Origin of the sequence: Symbiopectobacterium purcellii, from assembly GCF_052050035.1 — a bacterium.
GTDB lineage: Bacteria > Pseudomonadota > Gammaproteobacteria > Enterobacterales > Enterobacteriaceae > Symbiopectobacterium > Symbiopectobacterium purcellii_A.
On record NZ_CP189882.1, the window covers coordinates 232,971 to 253,479 of the forward strand.

A 20,509-nucleotide genomic window follows, 5' to 3' on the forward strand; every position below is an offset into this window, starting at 1 on the left:
AATCAATTAATTCAAGATGTGGAAATCATGGCTGATAGCAATTAATTGTTTTACATCAATTTTAACCAAAAGGTGTAATGCAATTTTTTTTGTAAATTTTCAAATTTTTTATAACCCCCCCTTCATTACCATCAACTTTCCGGCCACAGTGTTTTACCTTGGGAGCAGAGATCGGTAAGCTACAGCCCTCTTTCACAACACCCGCATCGAGGACAGGATGACAACCGAACTAACGTGGCATGACGTTTTGGCACAGGAAAAAGAGCAGCCTTATTTTGTGCAAACGTTGACGTTTGTCGGCAATGCCCGCGCCGAAGGAAAGATCATTTATCCCCCGCAGAAAGATGTGTTTAACGCCTTTCGCTATACGGAGTTCAATCAGGTCAAGGTAGTGATCCTGGGACAAGACCCCTATCACGGGCCTAATCAAGCGCACGGCCTGTCATTCTCCGTCCGTCCAGGCATTCCCGCACCGCCGTCATTAATGAACATGTACAAAGAGCTGGCGAACGATATTCCCGGTTTTACGATCCCGCAGCATGGTTGCCTGCAAAGCTGGGCGGAGCAAGGTGTGTTGCTGTTAAACACCGTGTTAACGGTAGAGGCCGGTCAGGCGCATTCCCACGCCAACCTCGGCTGGGAAACCTTTACCGATCGCGTGATTAGCGCGTTAAATGAAAAACGTGAAGGCATCGTGTTCCTGTTATGGGGAGCACACGCGCAGAAAAAAGGCAGCATTATCGATACACAGCGCCACCATGTGCTGAAATCCCCACACCCGTCACCGCTGTCAGCACACCGTGGTTTTCTGGGCTGTCACCACTTTTCCAAGACGAATCAGTTACTGCAACAGCAGGGGCAATCGCCAATTGATTGGATGCCGCAGCCACCGGATTCAGCAACAGATCAGTAATGCCGTCAGTTCGCAAGCAGTGCTACAGCAATGCAAATTGTTTGCGAACTGATCCCACGGCGAGACGTTACTACGCAATAGCGAACGTTTGGAGGACAATACAGGGAAAAAAACGAAAATAAGAAGAAGTGGTGGAGCTAAGCGGGATCGAACCGCTGACCTCTTGCATGCCATGCAAGCGCTCTCCCAGCTGAGCTATAGCCCCATTACACCAGACGGTGACACTGATTGTCTGTGTGAACGGCACGAATAATATGCAACCCGCTCAGGTGTGTCAACGGCTAAATCTCTTTCTGCTGTCAACCGCTGAAAAAGCCGCCAGCGCGCCGCTTTTATCAACACTTGTGGCGCAATAGCGCGCATAAGAACAGAAAAAAATGCTGGTAATGATAACGGGTTTTATTATCATCTTTTACTCATCCATCATAACCTTAACAGGTCGTTATGCGCTATTTGCCCGTTGTGCTTATTACTCTGATCGCCTCCAGCCTGTTACCCGCACGGGAAGAGCCCCCTGTTACCCGCACGGGAAGAGCCCCCTGTCGCTACGCTCTCTGAAAATGCAAAACGCTACTTCAGCATTGAGCAACACTATATGGAAGCCCCCGTCAACTTCAGTATAGCCAACCGACTTAAAAATGATTACATCCTATGCCCTGATATGCGGCAAAGAAGCATAGCTGGCTGTTATCAAAATAATGTCGCTTGGCTATACCGTGTATTTATCGCTACGCCACGCGATATTGCCGCACAGGAGAAACGTCCGGTGCTCTATGTACTGGATGCCAATGCCCAGTTCACGCTGGCGGTCAACAGTTACACCCCCACGCAGGGACCTGCGCCTGTGATTGTCGGCATCGGCTATCGTATTGATCAAGGTTATGACATTCCTGCCCGCACCCGCGACTACACGCCTCCGGCCCCAACAATCGATCCGGATTTTGGTGCGGTCGGGGAAGCCGAGCAGTTTTATCAGTTTATCCAACACAGTAAGCGTGTTGCTTAATAGTGAAATAAGGGTGTTTCGGTGATTGAAGTAAATTTTACGCTGTTCTGAGATGGAAATTCCAAAGACCGGCGCTAAGGAGTAAGAAGGTATCATCAATAAAGGGTCTACGATTCCGTAAAATTTGGGTCATGCAACCGAGGCGCTTGATACCCGCGATGGCGTGTTCAACTGTAATACGGATGCCCGAGATTATTTTATTTTCTTGTTTTTGTTCAGGCGATAAAGGTCTTTTTCGAGTTCCTTTTTTTGGGATTTGTGTATTAGGATGCTGTTTATCTATACCTTGAAAACCGGTATCTGCCCAGATGGTTACCTCAGGAGGAATATGGCGAATTATATCGACTTTATCGAGTAAGCGTTTATCGTGACGGCGCCCATTTTTGCTCATGGGGATAAATCCAATTTGCCTTGTTTCGTCAGTCATAATAAGCCCTTTTCGAGTGGTCTGTCTTTTCTTTCCCGAATACATTTTTTTTCGCCGACGCAGATTCTTAGGCTTTTGGACAGGTCGCTCTGTCCCATCAATAAAGACGTCTTTAACTCCAGGAAAGGCGCGAAAAAATTCCTCAGCAGAGCGAATTTGACGAGCGGGCAAAACACATTCTCGCCCCAAGGTCATCTCTAAAACCGGCAATAATATTTTTACCCAGCGACATACCCGTGTTCTATCTAAACCAAAAAGAAGTCCTTGCAAATCATAGGTCGGATAACATTTTAAATACAATAAAATAAAAAGCAGTTTATCTAATGGGGTTGGGATAAATCCTTTCTGGAGACTGTAAAATAATCTGTGTAAATGGCATTTTGAGGAAAACCTTCAAAGGATAACAAAATGCCTATCAGCAACGAACTTATTGACCAACTGCTTCAAGATTGTCACTCCCCTCAGGATCTGCTGGGTGAATCAGGCCTACTCAAGGTGCTGACTAAAAGACTGGCGGAACGGGTTCTTGAAGCTGAGATGGAGATGCACCTTGGGTATGCTAAGCATGACCCGGCAGGTAATCATTCAGGCAACTCCCGCAATGCCAAGACATCCAAGAGCGTACGTAGCCAAAATGGGGAGATCGAGCTCGATATTCCGCGCGACCGCAATAGTACCTTCGAGCCGACACTGATCGGTAAGAACGAAAAACAGCTTAACGGCTTCGATGACCGCATTATTTCTCTCTATTCCAGAGGGTTATCAACCCGTGATATTCAGGCTCACTTTAAAGAAGTCTACGGGGTCGATGTTTCCGCTGGCTTCATTTCTCAAGTGACCAATGCTGTGATGGATGACGTTAAGCGCTGGCAGCAACGGCCGCTGGATGCGCTTTATCCCATTGTTTACCTTGACTGTATTGTTGTCAAAAGCCAGGACGGCGGAGCCGTGGCCAACAAGTCCCTCGGCGTCAACGGCCAGGGCGAAAAAGAGCTGCTGGGGCTATGGATAGCCAAAACTGAGGGGGCCAAGTTCTGGTTATCTGTGATTACAGAACTGAAAAATCGTGGGCTAAAGGACATCTTCGTCGCCTGCTGCGATGGCCTGAAAGGCTTTCCTGATGCCATTGAAGCTGTTTACCCGCATACGCGGGTACAGCTCTGCATTGTGCATCAGGTGCGGAACTCGCTGCGCTACGTCGGCTGGAAAGAGCGTAAGGCCGTTGCTGCTGACCTGCGCACTGGCTTTGTTGAATAATTTAAGATACTGATTTATATAAGCATTATAAAATTTCAACGACTAATTTTTCCTCTCGGAATGCTTTTTATTGTGCTAACTATTTGATTTGTCGTTCTAACAAAATACATTCTCTGTAAATGCATTCTAACTAAAGAAGATGTAAATCAAACGGTTAAATTATTCAACAAAGCCCTGCGCACTATCTATAGTTCCGCAACGCTAGAGGGCGCTGAAGAGGCCCTGGATGCCTTCGCGGCCAAATGGGATGAGCAGTTCCCGACGATCAGCCCGTCGTGGAGAAATAATTGGGAACGTCTCATCGTCATTTTTGACTTTCCGCCGGAGATCCGCAAGGTTATCTACACCACCAACGCGATAGAGTCGTTAAATGCTTCATTGCGCAAGATAACGAAAACGCGACGAATATTTCCAACGGATGACTCGGTGATAAAATTACTCTATCTAGCCTTGCATAATATCTCTGCTAAATGGACCTTGCCAATCAGAGACTGGAAACCTGCTATGAGCCAATTCATGTTGATGTATGGAGAACGAATCTCCGGTTAAGCAATGGAGCCATTTACACAAAATTCTTTACAGACTCCCTTTCTGCCCTGCACCCATCTGCCGCTCGTGATCTTTTCGATTCTTTTTCCGATAAATCAAATAACAAGCTGAAAATTCAGCGGCTAAATTTTTCAATTCTTCGACTGATAATCCAATGATTGCTTTACATAAACGATTATCTCGTAACAACCGCTCTTTGTTGATCATTTCAAACCTTTATTCTCTAAGTTAAACCTCTTTTTATTCTCAATAGCCTGACAAAAAATGCAAGTCTCTATTCAGCAACTAGTTTAGTGTAAAACCGTGGGTAGAAACACACGCCCCCTTTAATCCACAGCAGCAAACACTCGCCGGTCACTCCTTTGGCGGGTTATTCGTGCTGTTACCCTGTTTAATCATGGGGAATCCTTCCAGCGCTATCTGGCTGCCAGCCCGTCAATCTGGTGGGCAGACGGTGTGGTCATCCCCAAACGTTCACCGCTGCTTACGGCACACCCTACGTCAATCACGATAAGCGTGGGAGAGTATGAAGAGAAGCCCCCCAAAGCCGATCCCAACCAACCGGTCGATCCGAAACGTGCCAAGCGTCAGGCGCAGCGTACCATGGTAACCAAAGCGCGCGATCTGGCGGCGCAATTGCACACCGAAAATCCTGCGGCCAGCTTTATAGCTAAACGACTTAATTTTGATTACATTATTTAAATAAACTAGTTGCTGAATAGAGACTTGCATTTTTTGTCAGGCTATTGAGAATAAAAAGAGGTTTAACTTAGAGAATAAAGGTTTGAAATGATCAACAAAGAGCGGTTGTTACGAGATAATCGTTTATGTAAAGCAATCATTGGATTATCAGTCGAAGAATTGAAAAATTTAGCCGCTGAATTTTCAGCTTGTTATTTGATTTATCGGAAAAAGAATCGAAAAGATCACGAGCGGCAGATGGGTGCAGGGCAGAAAGGATTTATCCCAACCCCATTAGATAAACTGCTTTTTATTTTATTGTATTTAAAATGTTATCCGACCTATGATTTGCAAGGGCTTCTTTTTGGTTTAGATAGAACACGGGTATGTCGCTGGGTAAAAATATTATTGCCGGTTTTAGAGATGACCTTGGGGCGAGAATGTGTTTTGCCCGCTCGTCAAATTCGCTCTGCTGAGGAATTTTTTCGCGCCTTTCCTGGAGTTAAAGACGTCTTTATTGATGGGACAGAGCGACCTGTCCAAAAGCCTAAGAATCTGCGTCGGCGAAAAAAAATGTATTCGGGAAAGAAAAGACAGACCACTCGAAAAGGGCTTATTATGACTGACGAAACAAGGCAAATTGGATTTATCCCCATGAGCAAAAATGGGCGCCGTCACGATAAACGCTTACTCGATAAAGTCGATATAATTCGCCATATTCCTCCTGAGGTAACCATCTGGGCAGATACCGGTTTTCAAGGTATAGATAAACAGCATCCTAATACACAAATCCCAAAAAAAGGAACTCGAAAAAGACCTTTATCGCCTGAACAAAAACAAGAAAATAAAATAATCTCGGGCATCCGTATTACAGTTGAACACGCCATCGCGGGTATCAAGCGCCTCGGTTGCATGACCCAAATTTTACGGAATCGTAGACCCTTTATTGATGATACCTTCTTACTCCTTAGCGCCGGTCTTTGGAATTTCCATCTCAGAACAGCGTAAAATTTACTTCAATCACCGAAACACCCTTATTTCACTATTAAGCAACACGCTTAATGAGCTATTCAATTGATTTTAGACGTAAAGTGATATCTACACGGAAAAACGAAGGGTTGAGTATCCGAGAAACAGCGAAGCAATTTCGGATTGGCCCTGCCTCTGTATCGCGTTGGATTAATCAAATAGAGTCAAAAGCATCGACCACGCGTCAGCGAAAGATCGATAAATCCGAGTTGATAAAAGATGTTGAACAATATCCAGATGCTTACCAAAAAGAACGTGCAGAGCGTTTTGGCGTTTGTCAGAAGGCCATTTGGCAAGCGCTTAAAAAGCTGGGATTGACCTATAAAAAAAACTCTACGTCATCCGAAAGCCGACGAAAACGCCCGGCAGGGATTTCAACAAAAAAACAACAGTATGAAAAAGAAGGTAAACCTATTGTTTTTATTGATGAAAGTGGTTTTTCACACGATGCCCCACGGACTCACGGCTATTCCCCAAAAGGTCAACGGTGTTTTGGCCTGAAGAACTGGTGAGCTAGGGGAAGAACAAATGTTATCGGCGCTTTATTAGGCACAACGCTGTTTGCTATCGGATTATTTGATATCAATATTAACAGCGATGTTTTCTATGCCTGGGTCACACAAGTCCTTATCCCAGTACTCCCTAAAAACAGTGTAATCATGATGGACAATGCCACTTTTCACAAAAAACATAATATTCAACAAGTCATCATCGATGCAGGGTATATGGTGGAGTATTTGCCTACATATTCGCCAGATCTTAACCCAATTGAGCATAAATGGGCACAAGCAAAAAGCAAAAAGCAAAAAAAGAGAGATGGGTTGCGATACAGAGAGTTTGTTCTCAGTCCATATGGTGTAATCAAAATTAAGTCGCTTGGCTATATCTTGTTCGAAGGTAAACACCATGGCAGTGTGATCCCCGATGCGATGGCAAAGGAGCTAGAAGTGACCATTCAGCCACAGTGAGATCATGATTGACCCGAAGCTGTGAATAAAAAACGCACCGTGCAGCGTGCTCCTAAGAAGGAGGGCCACACGGGGCGTTAATCAATAGCAGGATTACGCGATTATTGCTGTGCTTCACGCTCGACGATAAAGGCCAGCGCTTTATCGATGCGTGCCAATGCACGTTGCTGACCCACCGCATGCACCGTGACATCGACGCCCGGTGATTGATCCGCGCCGGTTACCGCCACACGCAGCGGCATGCCGACTTTGCCCATACCCTGTTGCAGTTCGTCTGCCGTGCCCTGAATCGCGTGGTGAATGTTTTCCGCATTCCAGTCACTGATGGCAGCCAGTTTATCACACACCAGTTCCAACGGCTGGCGAGCGACCGGGCGCAAGTGTTTCTTGGCAGCATCGGCATCGAACTCGGTAAAGTCTTCATAGAAATAACGGCAGGACGCCGCGATTTCTTTCAGCGTCTTGCAGCGCTCACCCAGCAGCGTCACCAGTTCGCACAGTTGCGGCCCGGTACGGGTGTCAATCCCTTCCTGCTCAATGTGCCATGACAGGTGCGTTGCCACATATTCAGCCGGCAGATGATTGATATAGTGGTGGTTGAGCCACTGCAACTTCTCGGTATTGAAGGCACTGGCTGATTTGCTTACAGCGTCCAGCGTAAACAACTGCGTCATTTCGTCGATGGTGAAAATTTCCTGATCGCCATGTGACCAGCCCAAACGGACCAGATAGTTGAGCAGCGCCTCCGGCAGATAACCATCATCACGATACTGCATCACGCCCACGGCACCGTGGCGTTTGGACAGTTTCTTGCCATCATCGCCCAGAATCATCGATACATGGGCATATTCCGGCACTGGCGCACCCAACGCTTTCAGGATATTGATTTGACGCGGGGTGTTGTTGATATGGTCTTCACCGCGAATAACGTGCGTGATTTCCATATCCCAGTCGTCGATCACTACACAGAAGTTGTAGGTCGGCGAACCATCAGTACGGCGAATGATCAGATCGTCCAGTTCCTGATTGCTAAATTCGATCGGACCACGAATACGGTCGTTGAAAATCACAGAACCATCTTGCGGGTTACGAAAACGTACCACGTGAGGCTCATCATCGGCATGATGCGCATGAGAATCGCGGCAGCAGCCGTCATAGCGCGGTTTCTCACCCTTCGCCATTTGATCTTCACGCAGCGCTTCCAGACGCTCACGGCTGCAATAGCATTTGTAGGCGGTGCCCTGCACCAGCATGTCATCAATCACCGCATTGTAGCGGTCAAAACGCTTGGTCTGGTAGTACGGGCCCTCATCCCAATCCAGGTTCAGCCAGTTCATGCCATCCATAATGGCATCAATGGCATCCTGCGTTGAACGCTCCAGGTCCGTGTCTTCAATGCGTAAAACAAACTCACCCTGATGGTGACGGGCAAACAGCCAGGAGTAAAGCGCAGTACGAGCGCCGCCAACATGCAAATAGCCAGTGGGACTTGGCGCGAAACGAGTTTTGATTTTCATTGGGATAATAAGCCTTGTTACTTAAGGGCGACAGGCAGACACCAGCGACGGTTCCAGTCAAACGTTGGCGATATTCTATCACTCTGCCCTGATTCCTCAACGCTGTAACCGCATTGCGCGTTGAATAGGGTGAGTATTACGCCGAATTATTGACCATGAATGCCCAGAAAAACGACGTGTTGCCTAATTTTACAACGAACACGCATTTTGCATTTAAAAAGCGTTGACTCACTTTCAACTATCCCTATAATGCGACTCCACACAGCGAGGGTGATTAGCTCAGCTGGGAGAGCACCTCCCTTACAAGGAGGGGGTCGGCGGTTCGATCCCGTCATCACCCACCACTCAATTCGAGTGCCCGTTGTGTGAAGTATCATGTTGTAAAGTATCACAGCATGAAGTACGACTGTGTTAGCACGGAAGTACGATGTAAGAAAAAGTGAAATTGGGTGATTAGCTCAGCTGGGAGAGCACCTCCCTTACAAGGAGGGGGTCGGCGGTTCGATCCCGTCATCACCCACCACTTCTGCGGGTCGTTAGCTCAGTCGGTAGAGCAGTTGACTTTTAATCAATTGGTCGCAGGTTCGAATCCTGCACGACCCACCATTTCCGCAGATATTCTTTCGTATACTCCAAGTATCCTTTTTTCATCCTCTCCGGTATGGTCTCATACAACTACATAATCGCACTCTTTTAATCCCTCAGTCCTTGTGCTCAGTCTGACTTACTTTCCCCACGTTACTGCCTGTCTATCTTCCCAACGCAATTTTTACACCCTCCGCTTTCTCCGCAAGCCACTCGCGCAAACCACAGCAATTTTTTTGATTAGCTATGTCAAATAAATTTGTTTTCTCTGCGTCACTAAAATGGCGACACTACGCCCTGTTGTCCTTCCCACAATTTTGTGAACATACATAGGGTTAATTATTATGATTGCTCAGCTCAATCGGTCATTCAATCGCCTCGCAGACCATCAGGATGCGGGCATTCTGTTACTGCGTCTGACCATTGGTATTTTGTTGCTGTTTCACGGTGTAGCCAAAATAGAGCACGGCGTGGGTTGGATCGTGCAAATGCTGCAAGCGGCGGGCCTGCCAGGCTTTATCGCTTACGGCGTGTACATTGGTGAAGTGGTCGCTCCGATCCTGATTATTTTGGGTGTGTTTACCCGCGTTTCCGGCCTGATTGCGGCCTTAACCTTGGTGGTTGCCACCCTGATGGTCGGTATCGGTAATTTCTTTACCCTGACCAAAGTCGGTGCCTGGGCGCTGGAAGTGGAAGCACTCTACTTCTTCGGTGGCCTGATTATCACGCTGGTAGGGAGTGGACGTTACTCTGTGGTGTCCAACCTAGATTACCGCTGATTTTACCGTCAAAGAAATTGAATAAAAAACGCCCGCGATTGCGGGCGTTTTGTTATGAACCGTTTGGTCTTTTTTCGAAACTGTCGCTGTCGTTTAAATTTCCCAATCGTGGTTATACACTTTGGGTTTGAACTGGATAACATCGCCACGTTTCAACCCGTTGAGATTGATATCATCCTGTGCCACTTCGGCTTCAATCAGTTCGGGTTCCCCCTCAACTTTCAGTGACAAACGGGTCAATGCGCCCAAGGGACGAATATCTCGCACCACCACTGGCTGAAACCCTTCTCGCGTCTCGGAAGAGATCGCCACTTCATGAGGGCGGAACAGGATTGGTTTCTCACTGTGCGCCACTTTCAGGCGGTTGCTGTCACCAAGGAAGTGATAGACAAACTCGCTGGCCGGGTGATTATACACCTCAGCAGGTGAGCCAATCTGCTCGATAACCCCCTTGTTCATTAGCACGATGCGGTCAGAGACTTCCATAGCTTCCTCCTGATCGTGCGTCACAAACACCGATGTCAGATTGATGTTCTCATGTAAACGCGACAGCCAGCGGCGCAGTTCTTTACGCACTTTGGCATCCAGCGCGCCAAAAGGCTCATCCAACAGCAAAATACGCGGCTCAACAATCAGTGCACGGGCCAGTGCAATACGTTGACGCTGACCGCCAGAGAGCTGTTCCGGATAACGATCCGCCAACCAGTCTAGCTGCACCATATTCAGTAATTCATGCACTTTCACTTCAATATCGCGCTTGGAAGGGCGTATGCTGCGCGGCTTCATGCGTAGCCCAAACGCCACGTTGTCAAACACGGTCATATGGCGAAACAGCGCATAGTGCTGGAACACAAAGCCGACATTGCGATCGCGCACATCGTGTACCGACACATCTTCGCCGTGAAAAACGATCTGTCCGCTGTCCGGCTTTTCAAGGCCGGCAATGATACGCAACAAGGTCGTTTTTCCGCAGCCCGATGGCCCCAGCAGTGCCACTAGCTCGCCGCTGTTGATGGCCAGATTAATTTCATTCAAGGCCCGGAACTGGCCAAACTGTTTGTTTATATTACGAATAGCAATGCTCATTTGGAGCCAGCTCCTGTTGGTGTTTCTCAACCTGTTTTGCCAGACGCCCTTCACTCCATTGGCGCAGCAGCAATACCACTAACGACATCAGCAACAATAAAATCGCCACGCTAAAAGCGGCTACAATGTTGTATTCGTTGTAAAGGATCTCAATGTGCAACGGTAAGGTGTTGGTCAGACCACGAATATGGCCAGAAACCACGGACACCGCGCCAAACTCACCCATGGCACGCGCCGTACAGAGCACCACGCCGTAAATCAGCGCCCATTTCACATTGGGCAACGTGATATACCAAAACATCTGCCAGCCGTTGGCACCCAGCAAACGGGCAGCCTCCTCCTCCTGAGAGCCCTGCTGCTCCATCAATGGAATCAGCTCGCGCGCCACATAGGGCAAGGTGACAAAAATGGTTGCCAGCACAATTCCCGGCACGGCATAGACAATTTCAAGATGATGCGCGGTCAGGAAAGGGTAAAAATAGCTTTGCGCACCAAACAGCAGCACATACACCAACCCCACCACTACCGGCGATACCGAGAAGGGCAAATCAATCAGTGCTAGCAGCAAGCTTTTGCCGCGAAATTCAAATTTGGTCACGCTCCAGGCGGTCGCCAATCCGAACACCACATTAAGCGGTACGGATATTGCCGTCGCCAATAACGTCAGTTTCAGCGCAGAAATCGCATCCGGTTCCGAAATCGCCTGCCAGAACGCCCCCACGCCTTTCGCCAATCCCTGCGTCAGCACCATCAATAACGGCAATACCAGAACCAGAAAAAACACCAGCCAAGCCAGCGTCACCAGCACGTAATAGGTCGTTGCGCGTTTTTTTCCCTTGGGAGTCCGAGCCGCGGTAGCAATTACCTGTTCCATTGTCACCGCCTTACAGTTTGGGCTGAATACGACGCTGCAATAGGTTAATCAGCAGCAGCATAATGAAAGAGACCAACAGCATAAATACGCTGATACCGGTAGCACCTTTGTAGTCATACTGATCGAGCTTGGAGACAATCAGCAGCGGCAGTATTTCGGTTTTAAACGGAATATTGCCGGCAATAAACACCACCGAGCCGTATTCCCCTACCCCGCGCGCAAACGCCAGTGCGAAGCCCGTCAACCAGGCAGGCAGCAGAGCGGGCAGCAGCACATGCCAAAATACCTGAGCCGGTTTTGCCCCCAGACAGGCGGCCGCCTCCTCCACTTCGCGAGGAATATCAGCCAGCACCGGTTGCAGCGTTCTCACCACAAAGGGCAAAGTGACAAAAATCAATGCCAGCGTGATACCCAAGCTGGTATAGGCAATCTTGAAAGGAAACAGTCCGCCAATCAGCCCATTCGGCGCATACAGTGCCGTAAGTGCAATACCCGCCACCGCCGTGGGCAGCGCAAAAGGCATGTCGATCATGGCATCGATCACTTTGCGCCCCGGAAACTGATAGCGCACCAGCACCCAGGCTAGCAAGGTTCCCAGGATGCCATTGACAAAAGCTGCCGCCAGCGCCATACCAAAAGAGAGTTGCAGTGAAAACAGCACCTGACGGCTGGTGATCAACGTCCAGAATTGCGCGAGTGTAAGCTGACTGGCGTAGACAAACATGCCCGCCAGCGGGATCAGCACAATCAAACTCAAGTAGCTGAGGCTAAACCCTAAGGTAAGGTCAAAACCAGGAATGACGGGAGAAATGCGTCGTGACATACCAAGCCTTTCTTAATGCAATCGTTCAGTGAACCAGCTCATCCACATGGCAAATCCGCTATCGAAGTAGCGGCCAGCCAGTAGGCATTTTAAAAAGTTATTTATTGATTTCATTGAAAATCTTATCAAAAACGCCACCATCATTAAAGTATTGGTCCTGCACTTTTGTCCAGCCACCAAACTCTTCATCGATGGTCACCAGTTTCACTGGTGCGAATTGGCCTTTGAATTCTTCAGCAATCTTGGCATTGCGCGGACGGTAGGAATTCTTACCGATAATGCGCTGCGCATCGTCGCTGTAGAGGTATTTCAGGTAGGCTTCAGCCTGCTTTTTTGTACCTTTGCGCTCAACCACTTTGTCCACAACGGCAACCGGCGGCTCAGCCAGAATAGACAGAGATGGCGTGACGATTTCTAACTGATCGCCGCCCTGCTCTTTCAGTGACAGATAGGCTTCGTTTTCCCACGCCAGCAGCACATCGCCCAGTTGGCGCTGTACGAAACTGATGGTGGCACCGCGCGCACCGGTGTCTAATACCGGCGCATGACGATAAAGTTCAGTCACGAATTTCAGCGCGCTCTCGTCACTTCCACCCGGCAGGTGTTTGGCGTAGGCACAGGCCGCCAGGAAGTTCCAACGCGCACCGCCGGACGTTTTCGGATTCGGCGTGATCACTTCGACGCCCGGCTTCACCAGATCGCCCCAGTCCTTAATATTCTTCGGGTTGCCTTTACGTACCAGGAACACAATGGTGGAGGTGTAAGGCGTGCTGTTATCCGGCAGGCGTGCCTGCCATTTGGGATCGATCAGCGGCTGGTTCAGATTCAGGGCATCAATATCGCCCGCCAGCGCCAGCGTCACCACGTCCGCCTGCAAACCATCAATCACCGAGCGAGCCTGTTTGCCGGAGCCACCGTGGGAGTTTTTAATGGAAAGCGTTTCGCCGGTGGTTTCTTTCCAATGTTTAATAAAGGCAGCGTTATATTCCTGATACAGCTCACGCGTTGGGTCATAAGACACGTTCAACAATTCCGTTGCCGCAGACGCAGCGCCCGCAAATAATACCGTTGCTGCTGCAAGAGATACTCCCAGACGACTTATTGACATCATTATCACTCCCTCAACATTTTTCGTAATTTGTGTAGTGTGTTTGGCATAGTGCGGGCAATGGGCTCACAACATGGAGTGACAATAGAGGATAGGGGGTGGGGGCAAAAATATTGTTTCGCGATAATTTATGCTCTCGCGTTATATTCTTTGAGCCTATTGCGTTTTTTAAATCTAAGCAGATTAGCGGTTAGTAGGCAGCAAAAAGGGGCCATAGGCCCCTTGGATCAATCAGATAGCAGATTATTCTTCTTCATCGAGTTGCAGGGCAACATAAAACTAGTTGCTGAATAGAGACTTGCATTTTTTGTCAGGCTATTGAGGGCTTTGTTGAATAAATCAGAATTAGCCGACAGGATGACTCCCTCTGCTACACCTGTTATCCGATCCTGACGCTGTGTGGCATACCCAACAACGTCATACGATTCAGCGCTTTGACCATCGCCATGGCTTCACCCACCTGAGCATCGTAGTCACGCAGGCTCAGGTAGCCACCCAGCAAAGTTTTTATGCGGAACATCGCTGTTTCTGCCACTGAACGCCGGTGATAACCCACTTTCTTTTTCCACATATCATTACTCCCGCTCAGACGCTGATTCGCCACCGCATGGTTACGTTCATAGTACTTGTCCGGCCAGTATTTCGCTCCGCTTCGCGGCGGGATAAGGGGCCTGATTTTCTTTCTCAGCAACGCATCGTGGCAGTAACGGGCGTCATAAGCACCGTCTGCTGACACTTCCCTGATTTTTCGGTGGGTTTGGTTAATCAGGCCCGGCAGTGCCTGCGCATCTGTCGTTCCGCTGAGCGATAAGTCGGCACAGATAATCTCATGCGTCGCACTGTCTGCTGCCAGATGAAGCTTGCGCCACACTCTTCGTCTGTCAGCCCCATGCTGCCTGACTTTCCATTCACCTTCGCCAAAGACCTTCAGACCGGTACTGTCGATGACCAGATGCGAGATTTCACCACGCGTTGGCGTTTTTATGCTGATACTGACGGTTTTTGCCCGCCGACTGACCAGAGAGTAGTCCGGGCAGCGCAGTGGCAGGCTCATCAGTGTAAAAACCGAGTCGACAAAGCCCTGTAATGCCCGGAGCGACAGGTTAAACACGCGCTTTATCATCAAAACCGTGGTAACAGCCATATCGGTGTAGTAAAGCGGCCGACCACGACCTTCAGGCGAAGCACTGTCATTCCATGCAGCGATGGCGGGCTCATCAAGCCAGACCGTCAGGGAGCCGCGTTGTCTGAGTGCTTTGTTGTAGGTGGGCCAGTTGGTGATTTTAAACTTTTGCTTTGCCATGGGGAGCTGCTATCGGGAGCGATGATAGTGCTCTGATCCGGCGATCCCCTGAAAGTTCGATTTATTCAACAAAGCCGCCTTGACGGTGTAAAACGTGAATCTCCACTCTGGTCTCCAATGTCATCAAACTAGTTGCTGAATAGAGACTTGCATTTTTTGTCAGGCTATTGAGAATAAAAAGAGGTTTAACTTAGAGAATAAAGGTTTGAAATGATCAACAAAGAGCGGTTGTTACGAGATAATCGTTTATGTAAAGCAATCATTGGATTATCAGTCGAAGAATTGAAAAATTTAGCCGCTGAATTTTCAGCTTGTTATTTGATTTATCGGAAAAAGAATCGAAAAGATCACGAGCGGCAGATGGGTGCAGGGCAGAAAGGATTTATACCAACCCCATTAGATAAACTGCTTTTTATTTTATTGTATTTAAAATGTTATCCGACCTATGATTTGCAAGGACTTCTTTTTGGTTTAGATAGAACACGGGTATGTCGCTGGGTAAAAATATTATTGCCGGTTTTAGAGATGACCTTGGGGCGAGAATGTGTTTTGCCCGCTCGTCAAATTCGCTCTGCTGAGGAATTTTTTCGCGCCTTTCCTGGAGTTAAAGACGTCTTTATTGATGGGACAGAGCGACCTGTCCAAAAGCCTAAGAATCTGCGTCGGCGAAAAAAAATGTATTCGGGAAAGAAAAGACAGACCACTCGAAAAGGGCTTATTATGACTGACGAGGCTTTGTTGAATAAATCGAACTTTCAGGGGATCGCCGGATCAAAGCACTATCATCGCTCCCGATATAGCCAAGCGACATTATTTTGATAACAGCCAGCTATGCTTCTTTGCCGCATATCAGGGCATAGGATGTAATCATTTTTAAGTCGGTTGGCTATAGCAGCTCCCCATGGCAAAGCAAAAGTTTAAAATCACCAACTGGCCCACCTACAACAAAGCACTCAGACAACGCGGCTCCCTGACGGTCTGGCTTGATGAGTCGGCCATCGCTGCATGGACTGACAGTTCTTCGCCTGAAGGTCGTGGTCGGCCGCTTTACTACACCGATATGGCTGTTACCACGGTTTTGATGATAAAGCGCGTGTTTAACCTGTCGCTCCGGGCATTACAGGGCTTTGTCGACTCGGTTTTTACACTGATGAGCCTGCCACTGCGCTGCCCGGACTACTCTCTGGTCAGTCGGCGGGCAAAAACCGTCAGTATCAGCATAAAAACGCCAACGCGTGGTGAAATCTCGCATCTGGTCATCGACAGTACCGGTCTGAAGGTCTTTGGCGAAGGTGAATGGAAAGTCAGGCAGCATGGGGCTGACAGACGAAGAGTGTGGCGCAAGCTTCATCTGGCAGCAGACAGTGCGACGCATGAGATTATCTGTGCCGACTTATCGCTCAGCGGAACGACAGATGCGCAGGCACTGCCGGGCCTGATTAACCAAACCCACCGAAAAATCAGGGAAGTGTCAGCAGACGGTGCTTATGACGCCCGTTACTGCCACGATGCGTTGCTAAGAAAGAAAATCAGGCCCCTTATCCCGCCGCGAAGCGGAGCCAAATACTGGCCGGACAAGTACCATAAACGTAACCATGCGGTGGCGAATCAGCGTCTGAGCGGGAGTAATGATATGTGGAAAAAGAAAGTGGGTTATCACCGGCGTTCAGTGGCAGAAACAGCGATGTTCCGCATAAAAACTTTGCTGGGTGGCCATCTGAGCCTGCGTGACTATGAGGCTCAAGTAGGTGAAGCCATAGCGATGGTCAAAGCGCTGAACCGTATGACGTTGTTGGGTATGCCACACAGCGTCAGGATAGGATAACAGGTGTAGCAGAGGGAGTCATCCTGTCGGCTAATTCTGATTTATTCAACAAAGCCGACTGACGAAACAAGGCAAATTGGATTTATCCCCATGAGCAAAAATGGGCGCCGTCACGATAAACGCTTACTCGATAAAGTCGATATAATTCGCCATATTCCTCCTGAGGTAACCATCTGGGCAGATACCGGTTTTCAAGGTATAGATAAACAGCATACTAATACACAAATCCCAAAAAAAGGAACTCGAAAAAGACCTTTATCGCCTGAACAAAAACAAGAAAATAAAATAATCTCGGGCATCCGTATTATAGCTAAGCGACATTATTTTGATAACAGCCAGCTATGCTTCTTTGCCACATATCAGGGCATCGGCTGTAATCATTTTTAAGTCGGTTGGCTATACAGTTGAACACGCCATCGCGGGTATCAAGCGCCTCGGTTGCATGACCCAAATTTTACGGAATCGTAAACCCTTTATTGATGATACCTTCTTACTCCTTAGCGCCGGTCTTTGGAATTTCCATCTCAGAACAGCGTAAAATTTACTTCAATCACCGAAACACCCTTATTTCACTATTAAGCAACACGCTTATAGAGCAGCAAACGATCGTCAAAGTTTCCCAAATCCAGCCCAGTCAGTTCGGAAATCCGGTTCAGGCGATATTCAAGCGTATTACGATGGATGAACAGCGCCTTAGCCGTAGCACCCGGCTGAACGTTATAGCCAAGCGACATTATTTTGATAACAGCCAGCTATGCTTCTTTGCCGCATATCAGGGCATAGGATGTAATCATTTTTAAGTCGGTTGGCTATATTGCGAAACCAGGCGTTAAGCGTGCGTCGCAGCAACCCGTTGCCATCCATCGCTTTCAGTTTTGCCAGCGGACGAACCAGTTCATTGGCCTGCCAACCACCGCGCAGACTATCGAGCAACACCGGCAGCATTAAATCCTGATAATAGTAGCAGCGCTGGCTGGGCATTCGCTGTTTCCTGTCGCTACCGATGTAAAACTGGCCCACCTGCCGATGTAAATCTGACCCACCTAGGGTAAAAATGGCAGTTTTAAGGCACTGCCAATGATGACATTGGAGACCAGAGTGGAGATTCACGTTTTACACCGTCAAGGCATGTCCATCCGCGCCATCGCGCGGCAGCTTTCAGGCTTTGTTGAATAATTTAACCGTTTGATTTACATCTTCTTTAGTTAGAATGCATTTACAGAGAATGTATTTTGTTAGAACGACAAATCAAATAGTTAGCACAATAAAAAGCATTCCGAGAGGAAAAATTAGTCGTTGAAATTTTATAATGCTTATATAAATCAGTATCTTAAATTATTCAACAAAGCCCAGCTTTCATGCTCCCGCGAGACCGTTCGACGATATATCCGTAGTCCACTACCGGTGGCTGACATGCGTTACAAGCCGCGTATGCCTACAACATGCAAGCTTGACCCGTTCAAGCCGTATGTTCTCGAGCGCGTTGCTGCTGCCAGACCACAGTGGATACCGGCCAGTGTGCTGCTGCGCGAGATAGGCCAACGGGGATATGATGGCGGCTATATAGCCAACCGACTTAAAAATGATTACATCCTATGCCCTGATATGCGGCAAAGAAGCATAGCTGGCTGTTATCAAAATAATGTCGCTTGGCTATAGCATGCTTACCGCATTTCTACACCCCATGAAGCAGCCCGTTACTGAGGCGGTCACGCGCTTTGAGACCGAACCCGGCGTACAGATGCAGGTTGATTTCACCATCGTCAGGCAGGGCCATAACCCGTTGCTGGCCTTCGTCGCTACGCTGGGCTGGAGCCGGGCGACTTTCGTCAAGTTCTACAGCAACCAGGAGTCCGCAGCCTGGTGTGACGGCATTGAGTCTGCACTTAAGTTCTTTGGCGGAACTCCGCATTAGTTGCTGTTCGACAACGCCAAGGCCATCATTATTGAGCGTGATGTCTACGGGCCCGGCAAGCATCGCTGGAACCCACAGTTGATGCAACTGGCTGAGAAGTATGCCTTTACGCCTAAAGTTTGCCGTCCCTACCGCGCCAAGACTAAGGGCAAGGTCGAACGCTTCAACCATTACCTCAAGAACAGCTTTGTTGTGCCGCTTGCCGCCACGTTTCGCCAGGCTGGGCTGATACTGGACGCCCCCGCGGCTAATGCACGCATTGGTGAGTGGTTGATCACCGTTGCCAACACCCGTAAACATGGCACCACCGGTATTCCGCCTGAACAACGCATGCCGCGTGAGCGGGCTGCGTTGTTGCCATTGCCGAAGATAACACTGGCATTGCCTCCACCGGTACCGGCGAGTTGCTCGCGCCCCATACCCACAGAGAGTCTCCAGCACCCGTTGGCTACGTATCAGGCGCTACTGGAGGTAGAAGCATGAACCTCCAGCATGATCGTATCGCAGCGCTCTGCGAGCAGCTTAAGCTCGATAGATTACCGGCTGAGTGGCCCGCCGTTGCTCAGACGACGATCGACAGCAACGGCACTCATGCCGACTTCCTTGAAGCTGCTTTACAGCTTCAGCATGATGGGCTGAACGAACGGCGCCGGCAGACTATTTTGCGTTTATCAGGCCTACCGGTGATCAAGACGCTGGAGCAGTTTGATTTCGCCTTTGCGAGTGGCGTACCTCGCAGTCAGATCCAGGAGTTGGCCGGGCTGGCGTTTATCGAGCGTCAGGAGAACCTGGTCTTGCTGGGTCCGTCCGGGGTAGGTAAAACGCACCTGGCGACAGCACTCGGCTACAGAGCCGCGATGGCCGGAATGAGTATTCGGTTCGTCACAGCCGCAGATCTGATGCTACAGCTGCTCGCATCACATCGTCAGGGGGAGTTAAAAAGCTATAGCCAAGCGACTTAATTTTGATTACACCATATGGACTGAGAACAAACTCTCTGTATCGCAACCCATCTCTCTTTTTTTGCTTTTTGCTTGTGCCCATTTATGCTCAATTGGGTTAAGATCTGGCGAATATGTAGGCAAATACTCCACCATATACCCTGCATCGATGATGACTTGTTGAATATTATGTTTTTTGTGAAAAGTGGCATTGTCCATCATGATTACACTGTTTTTAGGGAGTACTGGGATAAGGACTTGTGTGACCCAGGCATAGAAAACATCGCTGTTAATATTGATATCAAATAATCCGATAGCAAACAGCGTTGTGCCTAATAAAGCGCCGATAACATTTGTTCTTCCCCTAGCTCCCCAGTTCTTCAGGCCAAAACACCGTTGACCTTTTGGGGAATAGCCGTGAGTCCGTGGGGTATCGTGTGAAAAACCACTTTCATCAATAAAAACAATAGGTTTACCTTCTTTTTCATACTGTTGTTTTTTTTGTTGAAATCCCTGCCGGGCGTTTTCGTCGGCTTTCGGATGACGTAGAGTTTTTTTTATAGGTCAATCCCAGCTTTTTAAGCGCTTGCCAAATGGCCTTCTGACAAACGCCAAAACGCTCTGCACGTTCTTTTTGGTAAGCATCTGGATATTGTTCAACATCTTTTATCAACTCGGATTTATCGATCTTTCGCTGACGCGTGGTCGATGCTTTTGACTCTATTTGATTAATCCAACGCGATACAGAGGCAGGGCCAATCCGAAATTGCTTCGCTGTTTCTCGGATACTCAACCCTTCGTTTTTCCGTGTAGATATCACTTTACGTCTAAAATCAATTGAATAGCTCATTTAAATAATGTAATCAAAATTAAGTCGTTTAGCTATACTGGTGGCATAAGCCTCTACCGTTTTGTTGCGTTTC

23 protein-coding genes, 4 tRNA genes and 5 pseudogenes are annotated in these 20,509 nt (G+C 48.4%); 19 read left to right on the plus strand and 13 right to left on the minus strand.

Annotated features, from left to right (window positions below):
• The first annotated feature begins 217 nt into the window (after positions 1 to 217).
• Positions 218 to 913: a uracil-DNA glycosylase gene (ung, locus tag ACQGXV_RS02740; RefSeq protein WP_440864809.1), complete on the plus strand. Its 696-nt coding sequence runs from the start codon at positions 218 to 220 to the stop codon at positions 911 to 913.
• A 129-nt stretch (positions 914 to 1,042) separates the two neighbouring features.
• Here the strand turns inward: ung and ACQGXV_RS02745 are convergent.
• Positions 1,043 to 1,118 (minus strand) — tRNA-Ala (locus ACQGXV_RS02745).
• Between the two features lie 390 nt (positions 1,119 to 1,508).
• Between ACQGXV_RS02745 and ACQGXV_RS02750 the strand changes: the two genes are divergently transcribed.
• Positions 1,509 to 1,919 (plus strand): hypothetical protein, encoded by a 411-nt coding sequence (locus ACQGXV_RS02750; protein WP_440864810.1) that lies wholly within the window; start codon positions 1,509 to 1,511, stop codon positions 1,917 to 1,919.
• A gap of 37 nt (positions 1,920 to 1,956) precedes the next feature.
• Here ACQGXV_RS02750 and ACQGXV_RS02755 read toward each other — a convergent pair whose 3' ends face one another.
• On the minus strand, positions 1,957 to 2,682 hold the full coding sequence (locus ACQGXV_RS02755; protein ID WP_440867180.1) for a transposase family protein: 726 nt from the start codon (positions 2,680 to 2,682) through the stop codon (positions 1,957 to 1,959).
• Positions 2,683 to 2,754: 72 nt separating this feature from the next.
• Here ACQGXV_RS02755 and ACQGXV_RS02760 point away from each other — a divergent pair.
• Both ACQGXV_RS02760 and ACQGXV_RS02765 read left to right on the plus strand, forming a co-directional pair.
• Positions 2,755 to 3,585, plus strand: a pseudogene (locus ACQGXV_RS02760) (IS256 family transposase); the annotation flags it as partial.
• A gap of 126 nt (positions 3,586 to 3,711) precedes the next feature.
• Positions 3,712 to 4,152 carry a transposase gene (locus ACQGXV_RS02765; protein WP_440867182.1) on the plus strand — a complete coding sequence of 147 codons (441 nt, stop codon included), beginning with the start codon at positions 3,712 to 3,714 and terminating at the stop codon, positions 4,150 to 4,152.
• Positions 4,153 to 4,179: 27 nt separating this feature from the next.
• Here the strand turns inward: ACQGXV_RS02765 and ACQGXV_RS02770 are convergent, their stop codons facing one another.
• Positions 4,180 to 4,359, minus strand: a complete 180-nt coding sequence (locus tag ACQGXV_RS02770) for a hypothetical protein (RefSeq protein WP_440862896.1) — start codon at positions 4,357 to 4,359, stop codon at positions 4,180 to 4,182.
• A 309-nt stretch (positions 4,360 to 4,668) separates the two neighbouring features.
• On the opposite strand from ACQGXV_RS02770, the gene ACQGXV_RS02775 reads away from it, so the two are divergent.
• The 4 genes and pseudogenes from ACQGXV_RS02775 to ACQGXV_RS02790 form a co-directional block, all read left to right on the plus strand.
• A complete protein-coding gene (locus ACQGXV_RS02775) occupies positions 4,669 to 4,854 on the plus strand; it encodes a hypothetical protein (RefSeq protein WP_440864811.1) in 186 nt (61 codons plus the stop codon).
• Between the two features lie 87 nt (positions 4,855 to 4,941).
• Positions 4,942 to 5,841 (plus strand): transposase family protein, encoded by a 900-nt coding sequence (locus ACQGXV_RS02780; protein WP_440862939.1) that lies wholly within the window; start codon positions 4,942 to 4,944, stop codon positions 5,839 to 5,841.
• A gap of 53 nt (positions 5,842 to 5,894) precedes the next feature.
• Entirely contained in the window at positions 5,895 to 6,374 is a 480-nt protein-coding gene (locus ACQGXV_RS02785) for an IS630 transposase-related protein (protein ID WP_440864812.1), read from the plus strand.
• Between the two features lie 15 nt (positions 6,375 to 6,389).
• Positions 6,390 to 6,830, plus strand: a pseudogene (locus ACQGXV_RS02790) (transposase); the annotation flags it as partial.
• Between the two features lie 101 nt (positions 6,831 to 6,931).
• Here the strand turns inward: ACQGXV_RS02790 and gltX are convergent.
• Entirely contained in the window at positions 6,932 to 8,347 is a 1,416-nt protein-coding gene (gene gltX / locus ACQGXV_RS02795) for a glutamate--tRNA ligase (RefSeq protein ID WP_440864813.1), read from the minus strand.
• Positions 8,348 to 8,615: 268 nt separating this feature from the next.
• Here gltX and ACQGXV_RS02800 point away from each other — a divergent pair.
• The 4 genes from ACQGXV_RS02800 to ACQGXV_RS02815 all read left to right on the plus strand — a co-directional run bounded on the left by ACQGXV_RS02800 (position 8,616) and on the right by ACQGXV_RS02815 (position 9,711).
• Positions 8,616 to 8,691 (plus strand) — tRNA-Val (locus ACQGXV_RS02800).
• Between the two features lie 103 nt (positions 8,692 to 8,794).
• Positions 8,795 to 8,870, plus strand: a tRNA-Val gene (locus ACQGXV_RS02805).
• Positions 8,871 to 8,877: 7 nt separating this feature from the next.
• Positions 8,878 to 8,953, plus strand: a tRNA-Lys gene (locus ACQGXV_RS02810).
• 323 nt (positions 8,954 to 9,276) lie between these two features.
• Positions 9,277 to 9,711: a DoxX family protein gene (locus ACQGXV_RS02815; RefSeq protein ID WP_440864814.1), complete on the plus strand. Its 435-nt coding sequence runs from the start codon at positions 9,277 to 9,279 to the stop codon at positions 9,709 to 9,711.
• A gap of 93 nt (positions 9,712 to 9,804) precedes the next feature.
• On the opposite strand, the gene ACQGXV_RS02820 is transcribed toward ACQGXV_RS02815, so the two are convergent.
• The 5 genes from ACQGXV_RS02820 to ACQGXV_RS02840 all read right to left on the minus strand — a co-directional run bounded on the left by ACQGXV_RS02820 (position 9,805) and on the right by ACQGXV_RS02840 (position 14,905).
• Positions 9,805 to 10,797, minus strand: coding sequence for a sulfate/molybdate ABC transporter ATP-binding protein (locus ACQGXV_RS02820; RefSeq protein ID WP_440864815.1), 993 nt, complete (start codon positions 10,795 to 10,797; stop codon positions 9,805 to 9,807).
• A complete protein-coding gene (cysW, locus tag ACQGXV_RS02825) occupies positions 10,778 to 11,671 on the minus strand; it encodes a sulfate ABC transporter permease subunit CysW (protein WP_440864816.1) in 894 nt (297 codons plus the stop codon). The genes ACQGXV_RS02820 and cysW overlap by 20 nt, the downstream gene beginning before the upstream one ends.
• Positions 11,672 to 11,681: 10 nt before the next feature.
• On the minus strand, positions 11,682 to 12,494 hold the full coding sequence (gene cysT, locus ACQGXV_RS02830; RefSeq protein ID WP_440864817.1) for a sulfate ABC transporter permease subunit CysT: 813 nt from the start codon (positions 12,492 to 12,494) through the stop codon (positions 11,682 to 11,684).
• Positions 12,495 to 12,591: 97 nt separating this feature from the next.
• On the minus strand, positions 12,592 to 13,602 hold the full coding sequence (locus tag ACQGXV_RS02835; protein ID WP_440867184.1) for a sulfate ABC transporter substrate-binding protein: 1,011 nt from the start codon (positions 13,600 to 13,602) through the stop codon (positions 12,592 to 12,594).
• 379 nt (positions 13,603 to 13,981) lie between these two features.
• Positions 13,982 to 14,905, minus strand: a complete 924-nt coding sequence (locus tag ACQGXV_RS02840) for an IS5 family transposase (RefSeq protein ID WP_440864818.1) — start codon at positions 14,903 to 14,905, stop codon at positions 13,982 to 13,984.
• A 210-nt stretch (positions 14,906 to 15,115) separates the two neighbouring features.
• Here ACQGXV_RS02840 and ACQGXV_RS02845 point away from each other — a divergent pair, with 210 nt between their 5' ends.
• Positions 15,116 to 15,724, plus strand: coding sequence for a transposase family protein (locus tag ACQGXV_RS02845; RefSeq protein WP_440864819.1), 609 nt, complete (start codon positions 15,116 to 15,118; stop codon positions 15,722 to 15,724).
• Here the strand turns inward: ACQGXV_RS02845 and ACQGXV_RS02850 are convergent.
• Positions 15,688 to 15,813 (minus strand): hypothetical protein, encoded by a 126-nt coding sequence (locus ACQGXV_RS02850; RefSeq protein ID WP_440863967.1) that lies wholly within the window; start codon positions 15,811 to 15,813, stop codon positions 15,688 to 15,690. The two genes, ACQGXV_RS02845 and ACQGXV_RS02850, sit on opposite strands and share 37 nt — an antisense overlap.
• Between ACQGXV_RS02850 and ACQGXV_RS02855 the strand changes: the two genes are divergently transcribed.
• The 3 genes from ACQGXV_RS02855 (at position 15,807) to ACQGXV_RS02865 (ending at position 17,268) form a co-directional block, all read left to right on the plus strand.
• Complete coding sequence (locus ACQGXV_RS02855; protein ID WP_440864820.1) at positions 15,807 to 16,730, plus strand: IS5 family transposase; 924 nt, start codon at positions 15,807 to 15,809, stop codon at positions 16,728 to 16,730. The two genes, ACQGXV_RS02850 and ACQGXV_RS02855, sit on opposite strands and share 7 nt — an antisense overlap.
• An 84-nt stretch (positions 16,731 to 16,814) precedes the next feature.
• Positions 16,815 to 17,117, plus strand: coding sequence for a transposase family protein (locus ACQGXV_RS02860; RefSeq protein ID WP_440867186.1), 303 nt, complete (start codon positions 16,815 to 16,817; stop codon positions 17,115 to 17,117).
• A complete protein-coding gene (locus ACQGXV_RS02865; RefSeq protein WP_440864821.1) occupies positions 17,080 to 17,268 on the plus strand; it encodes a hypothetical protein in 189 nt (62 codons plus the stop codon). Before ACQGXV_RS02860 ends, ACQGXV_RS02865 begins: the two co-directional genes overlap by 38 nt.
• A 37-nt stretch (positions 17,269 to 17,305) precedes the next feature.
• On the opposite strand, the pseudogene ACQGXV_RS02870 reads toward ACQGXV_RS02865, so the two are convergent.
• Positions 17,306 to 17,720, minus strand: a pseudogene (locus tag ACQGXV_RS02870) (helix-turn-helix domain-containing protein); the annotation flags it as partial.
• An 87-nt stretch (positions 17,721 to 17,807) separates the two neighbouring features.
• Between ACQGXV_RS02870 and ACQGXV_RS02875 the strand changes: the two are divergent.
• The 3 genes and pseudogenes from ACQGXV_RS02875 to ACQGXV_RS02885 form a co-directional block, all read left to right on the plus strand.
• Entirely contained in the window at positions 17,808 to 17,906 is a 99-nt protein-coding gene (locus ACQGXV_RS02875; protein ID WP_440864822.1) for a helix-turn-helix domain-containing protein, read from the plus strand.
• A gap of 174 nt (positions 17,907 to 18,080) precedes the next feature.
• Positions 18,081 to 19,128 (plus strand): annotated as a pseudogene (gene istA, locus ACQGXV_RS02880) (IS21 family transposase); the annotation flags it as partial.
• A pseudogene (locus tag ACQGXV_RS02885) lies at positions 19,125 to 19,592 on the plus strand (ATP-binding protein); the annotation flags it as partial. The pseudogenes istA and ACQGXV_RS02885, both read left to right, overlap by 4 nt.
• A gap of 21 nt (positions 19,593 to 19,613) precedes the next feature.
• Here ACQGXV_RS02885 and ACQGXV_RS02890 read toward each other — a convergent pair.
• Together ACQGXV_RS02890 and ACQGXV_RS02895 are read right to left on the minus strand one after the other, a co-directional pair.
• Positions 19,614 to 20,147 (minus strand): IS630 family transposase, encoded by a 534-nt coding sequence (locus tag ACQGXV_RS02890; protein WP_440867179.1) that lies wholly within the window; start codon positions 20,145 to 20,147, stop codon positions 19,614 to 19,616.
• Complete coding sequence (locus tag ACQGXV_RS02895; RefSeq protein ID WP_440862584.1) at positions 20,071 to 20,436, minus strand: IS630 transposase-related protein; 366 nt, start codon at positions 20,434 to 20,436, stop codon at positions 20,071 to 20,073. The genes ACQGXV_RS02890 and ACQGXV_RS02895 overlap by 77 nt, the downstream gene beginning before the upstream one ends.
• Positions 20,437 to 20,509 lie beyond the last annotated feature (73 nt).

What these genes read in the sequence shown, in the direction of transcription:
- ACQGXV_RS02840 (WP_440864818.1), bottom strand. Translation starts at nt 14,905, where the DNA reads ATGGCAAAGCAAAAGTTTAAAATCACCAACTGGCCCACCTACAACAAA.
- ACQGXV_RS02855 (WP_440864820.1), top strand. Translation starts at nt 15,807, where the DNA reads ATGGCAAAGCAAAAGTTTAAAATCACCAACTGGCCCACCTACAACAAA.
- ACQGXV_RS02780 (WP_440862939.1), top strand. Translation starts at nt 4,942, where the DNA reads ATGATCAACAAAGAGCGGTTGTTACGAGATAATCGTTTATGTAAAGCA.
- cysW (WP_440864816.1), bottom strand. Translation starts at nt 11,671, where the DNA reads ATGGAACAGGTAATTGCTACCGCGGCTCGGACTCCCAAGGGAAAAAAA.
- ACQGXV_RS02875 (WP_440864822.1), top strand. Translation starts at nt 17,808, where the DNA reads ATGATGACATTGGAGACCAGAGTGGAGATTCACGTTTTACACCGTCAA.
- ACQGXV_RS02820 (WP_440864815.1), bottom strand. Translation starts at nt 10,797, where the DNA reads ATGAGCATTGCTATTCGTAATATAAACAAACAGTTTGGCCAGTTCCGG.
- cysT (WP_440864817.1), bottom strand. Translation starts at nt 12,494, where the DNA reads ATGTCACGACGCATTTCTCCCGTCATTCCTGGTTTTGACCTTACCTTA.
- ung (WP_440864809.1), top strand. Translation starts at nt 218, where the DNA reads ATGACAACCGAACTAACGTGGCATGACGTTTTGGCACAGGAAAAAGAG.
- ACQGXV_RS02770 (WP_440862896.1), bottom strand. Translation starts at nt 4,359, where the DNA reads ATGATCAACAAAGAGCGGTTGTTACGAGATAATCGTTTATGTAAAGCA.
- gltX (WP_440864813.1), bottom strand. Translation starts at nt 8,347, where the DNA reads ATGAAAATCAAAACTCGTTTCGCGCCAAGTCCCACTGGCTATTTGCAT.
- ACQGXV_RS02750 (WP_440864810.1), top strand. Translation starts at nt 1,509, where the DNA reads ATGGAAGCCCCCGTCAACTTCAGTATAGCCAACCGACTTAAAAATGAT.
- ACQGXV_RS02835 (WP_440867184.1), bottom strand. Translation starts at nt 13,602, where the DNA reads ATGTCAATAAGTCGTCTGGGAGTATCTCTTGCAGCAGCAACGGTATTA.
- ACQGXV_RS02845 (WP_440864819.1), top strand. Translation starts at nt 15,116, where the DNA reads ATGATCAACAAAGAGCGGTTGTTACGAGATAATCGTTTATGTAAAGCA.
- ACQGXV_RS02895 (WP_440862584.1), bottom strand. Translation starts at nt 20,436, where the DNA reads ATGAGCTATTCAATTGATTTTAGACGTAAAGTGATATCTACACGGAAA.
- ACQGXV_RS02815 (WP_440864814.1), top strand. Translation starts at nt 9,277, where the DNA reads ATGATTGCTCAGCTCAATCGGTCATTCAATCGCCTCGCAGACCATCAG.
- ACQGXV_RS02785 (WP_440864812.1), top strand. Translation starts at nt 5,895, where the DNA reads ATGAGCTATTCAATTGATTTTAGACGTAAAGTGATATCTACACGGAAA.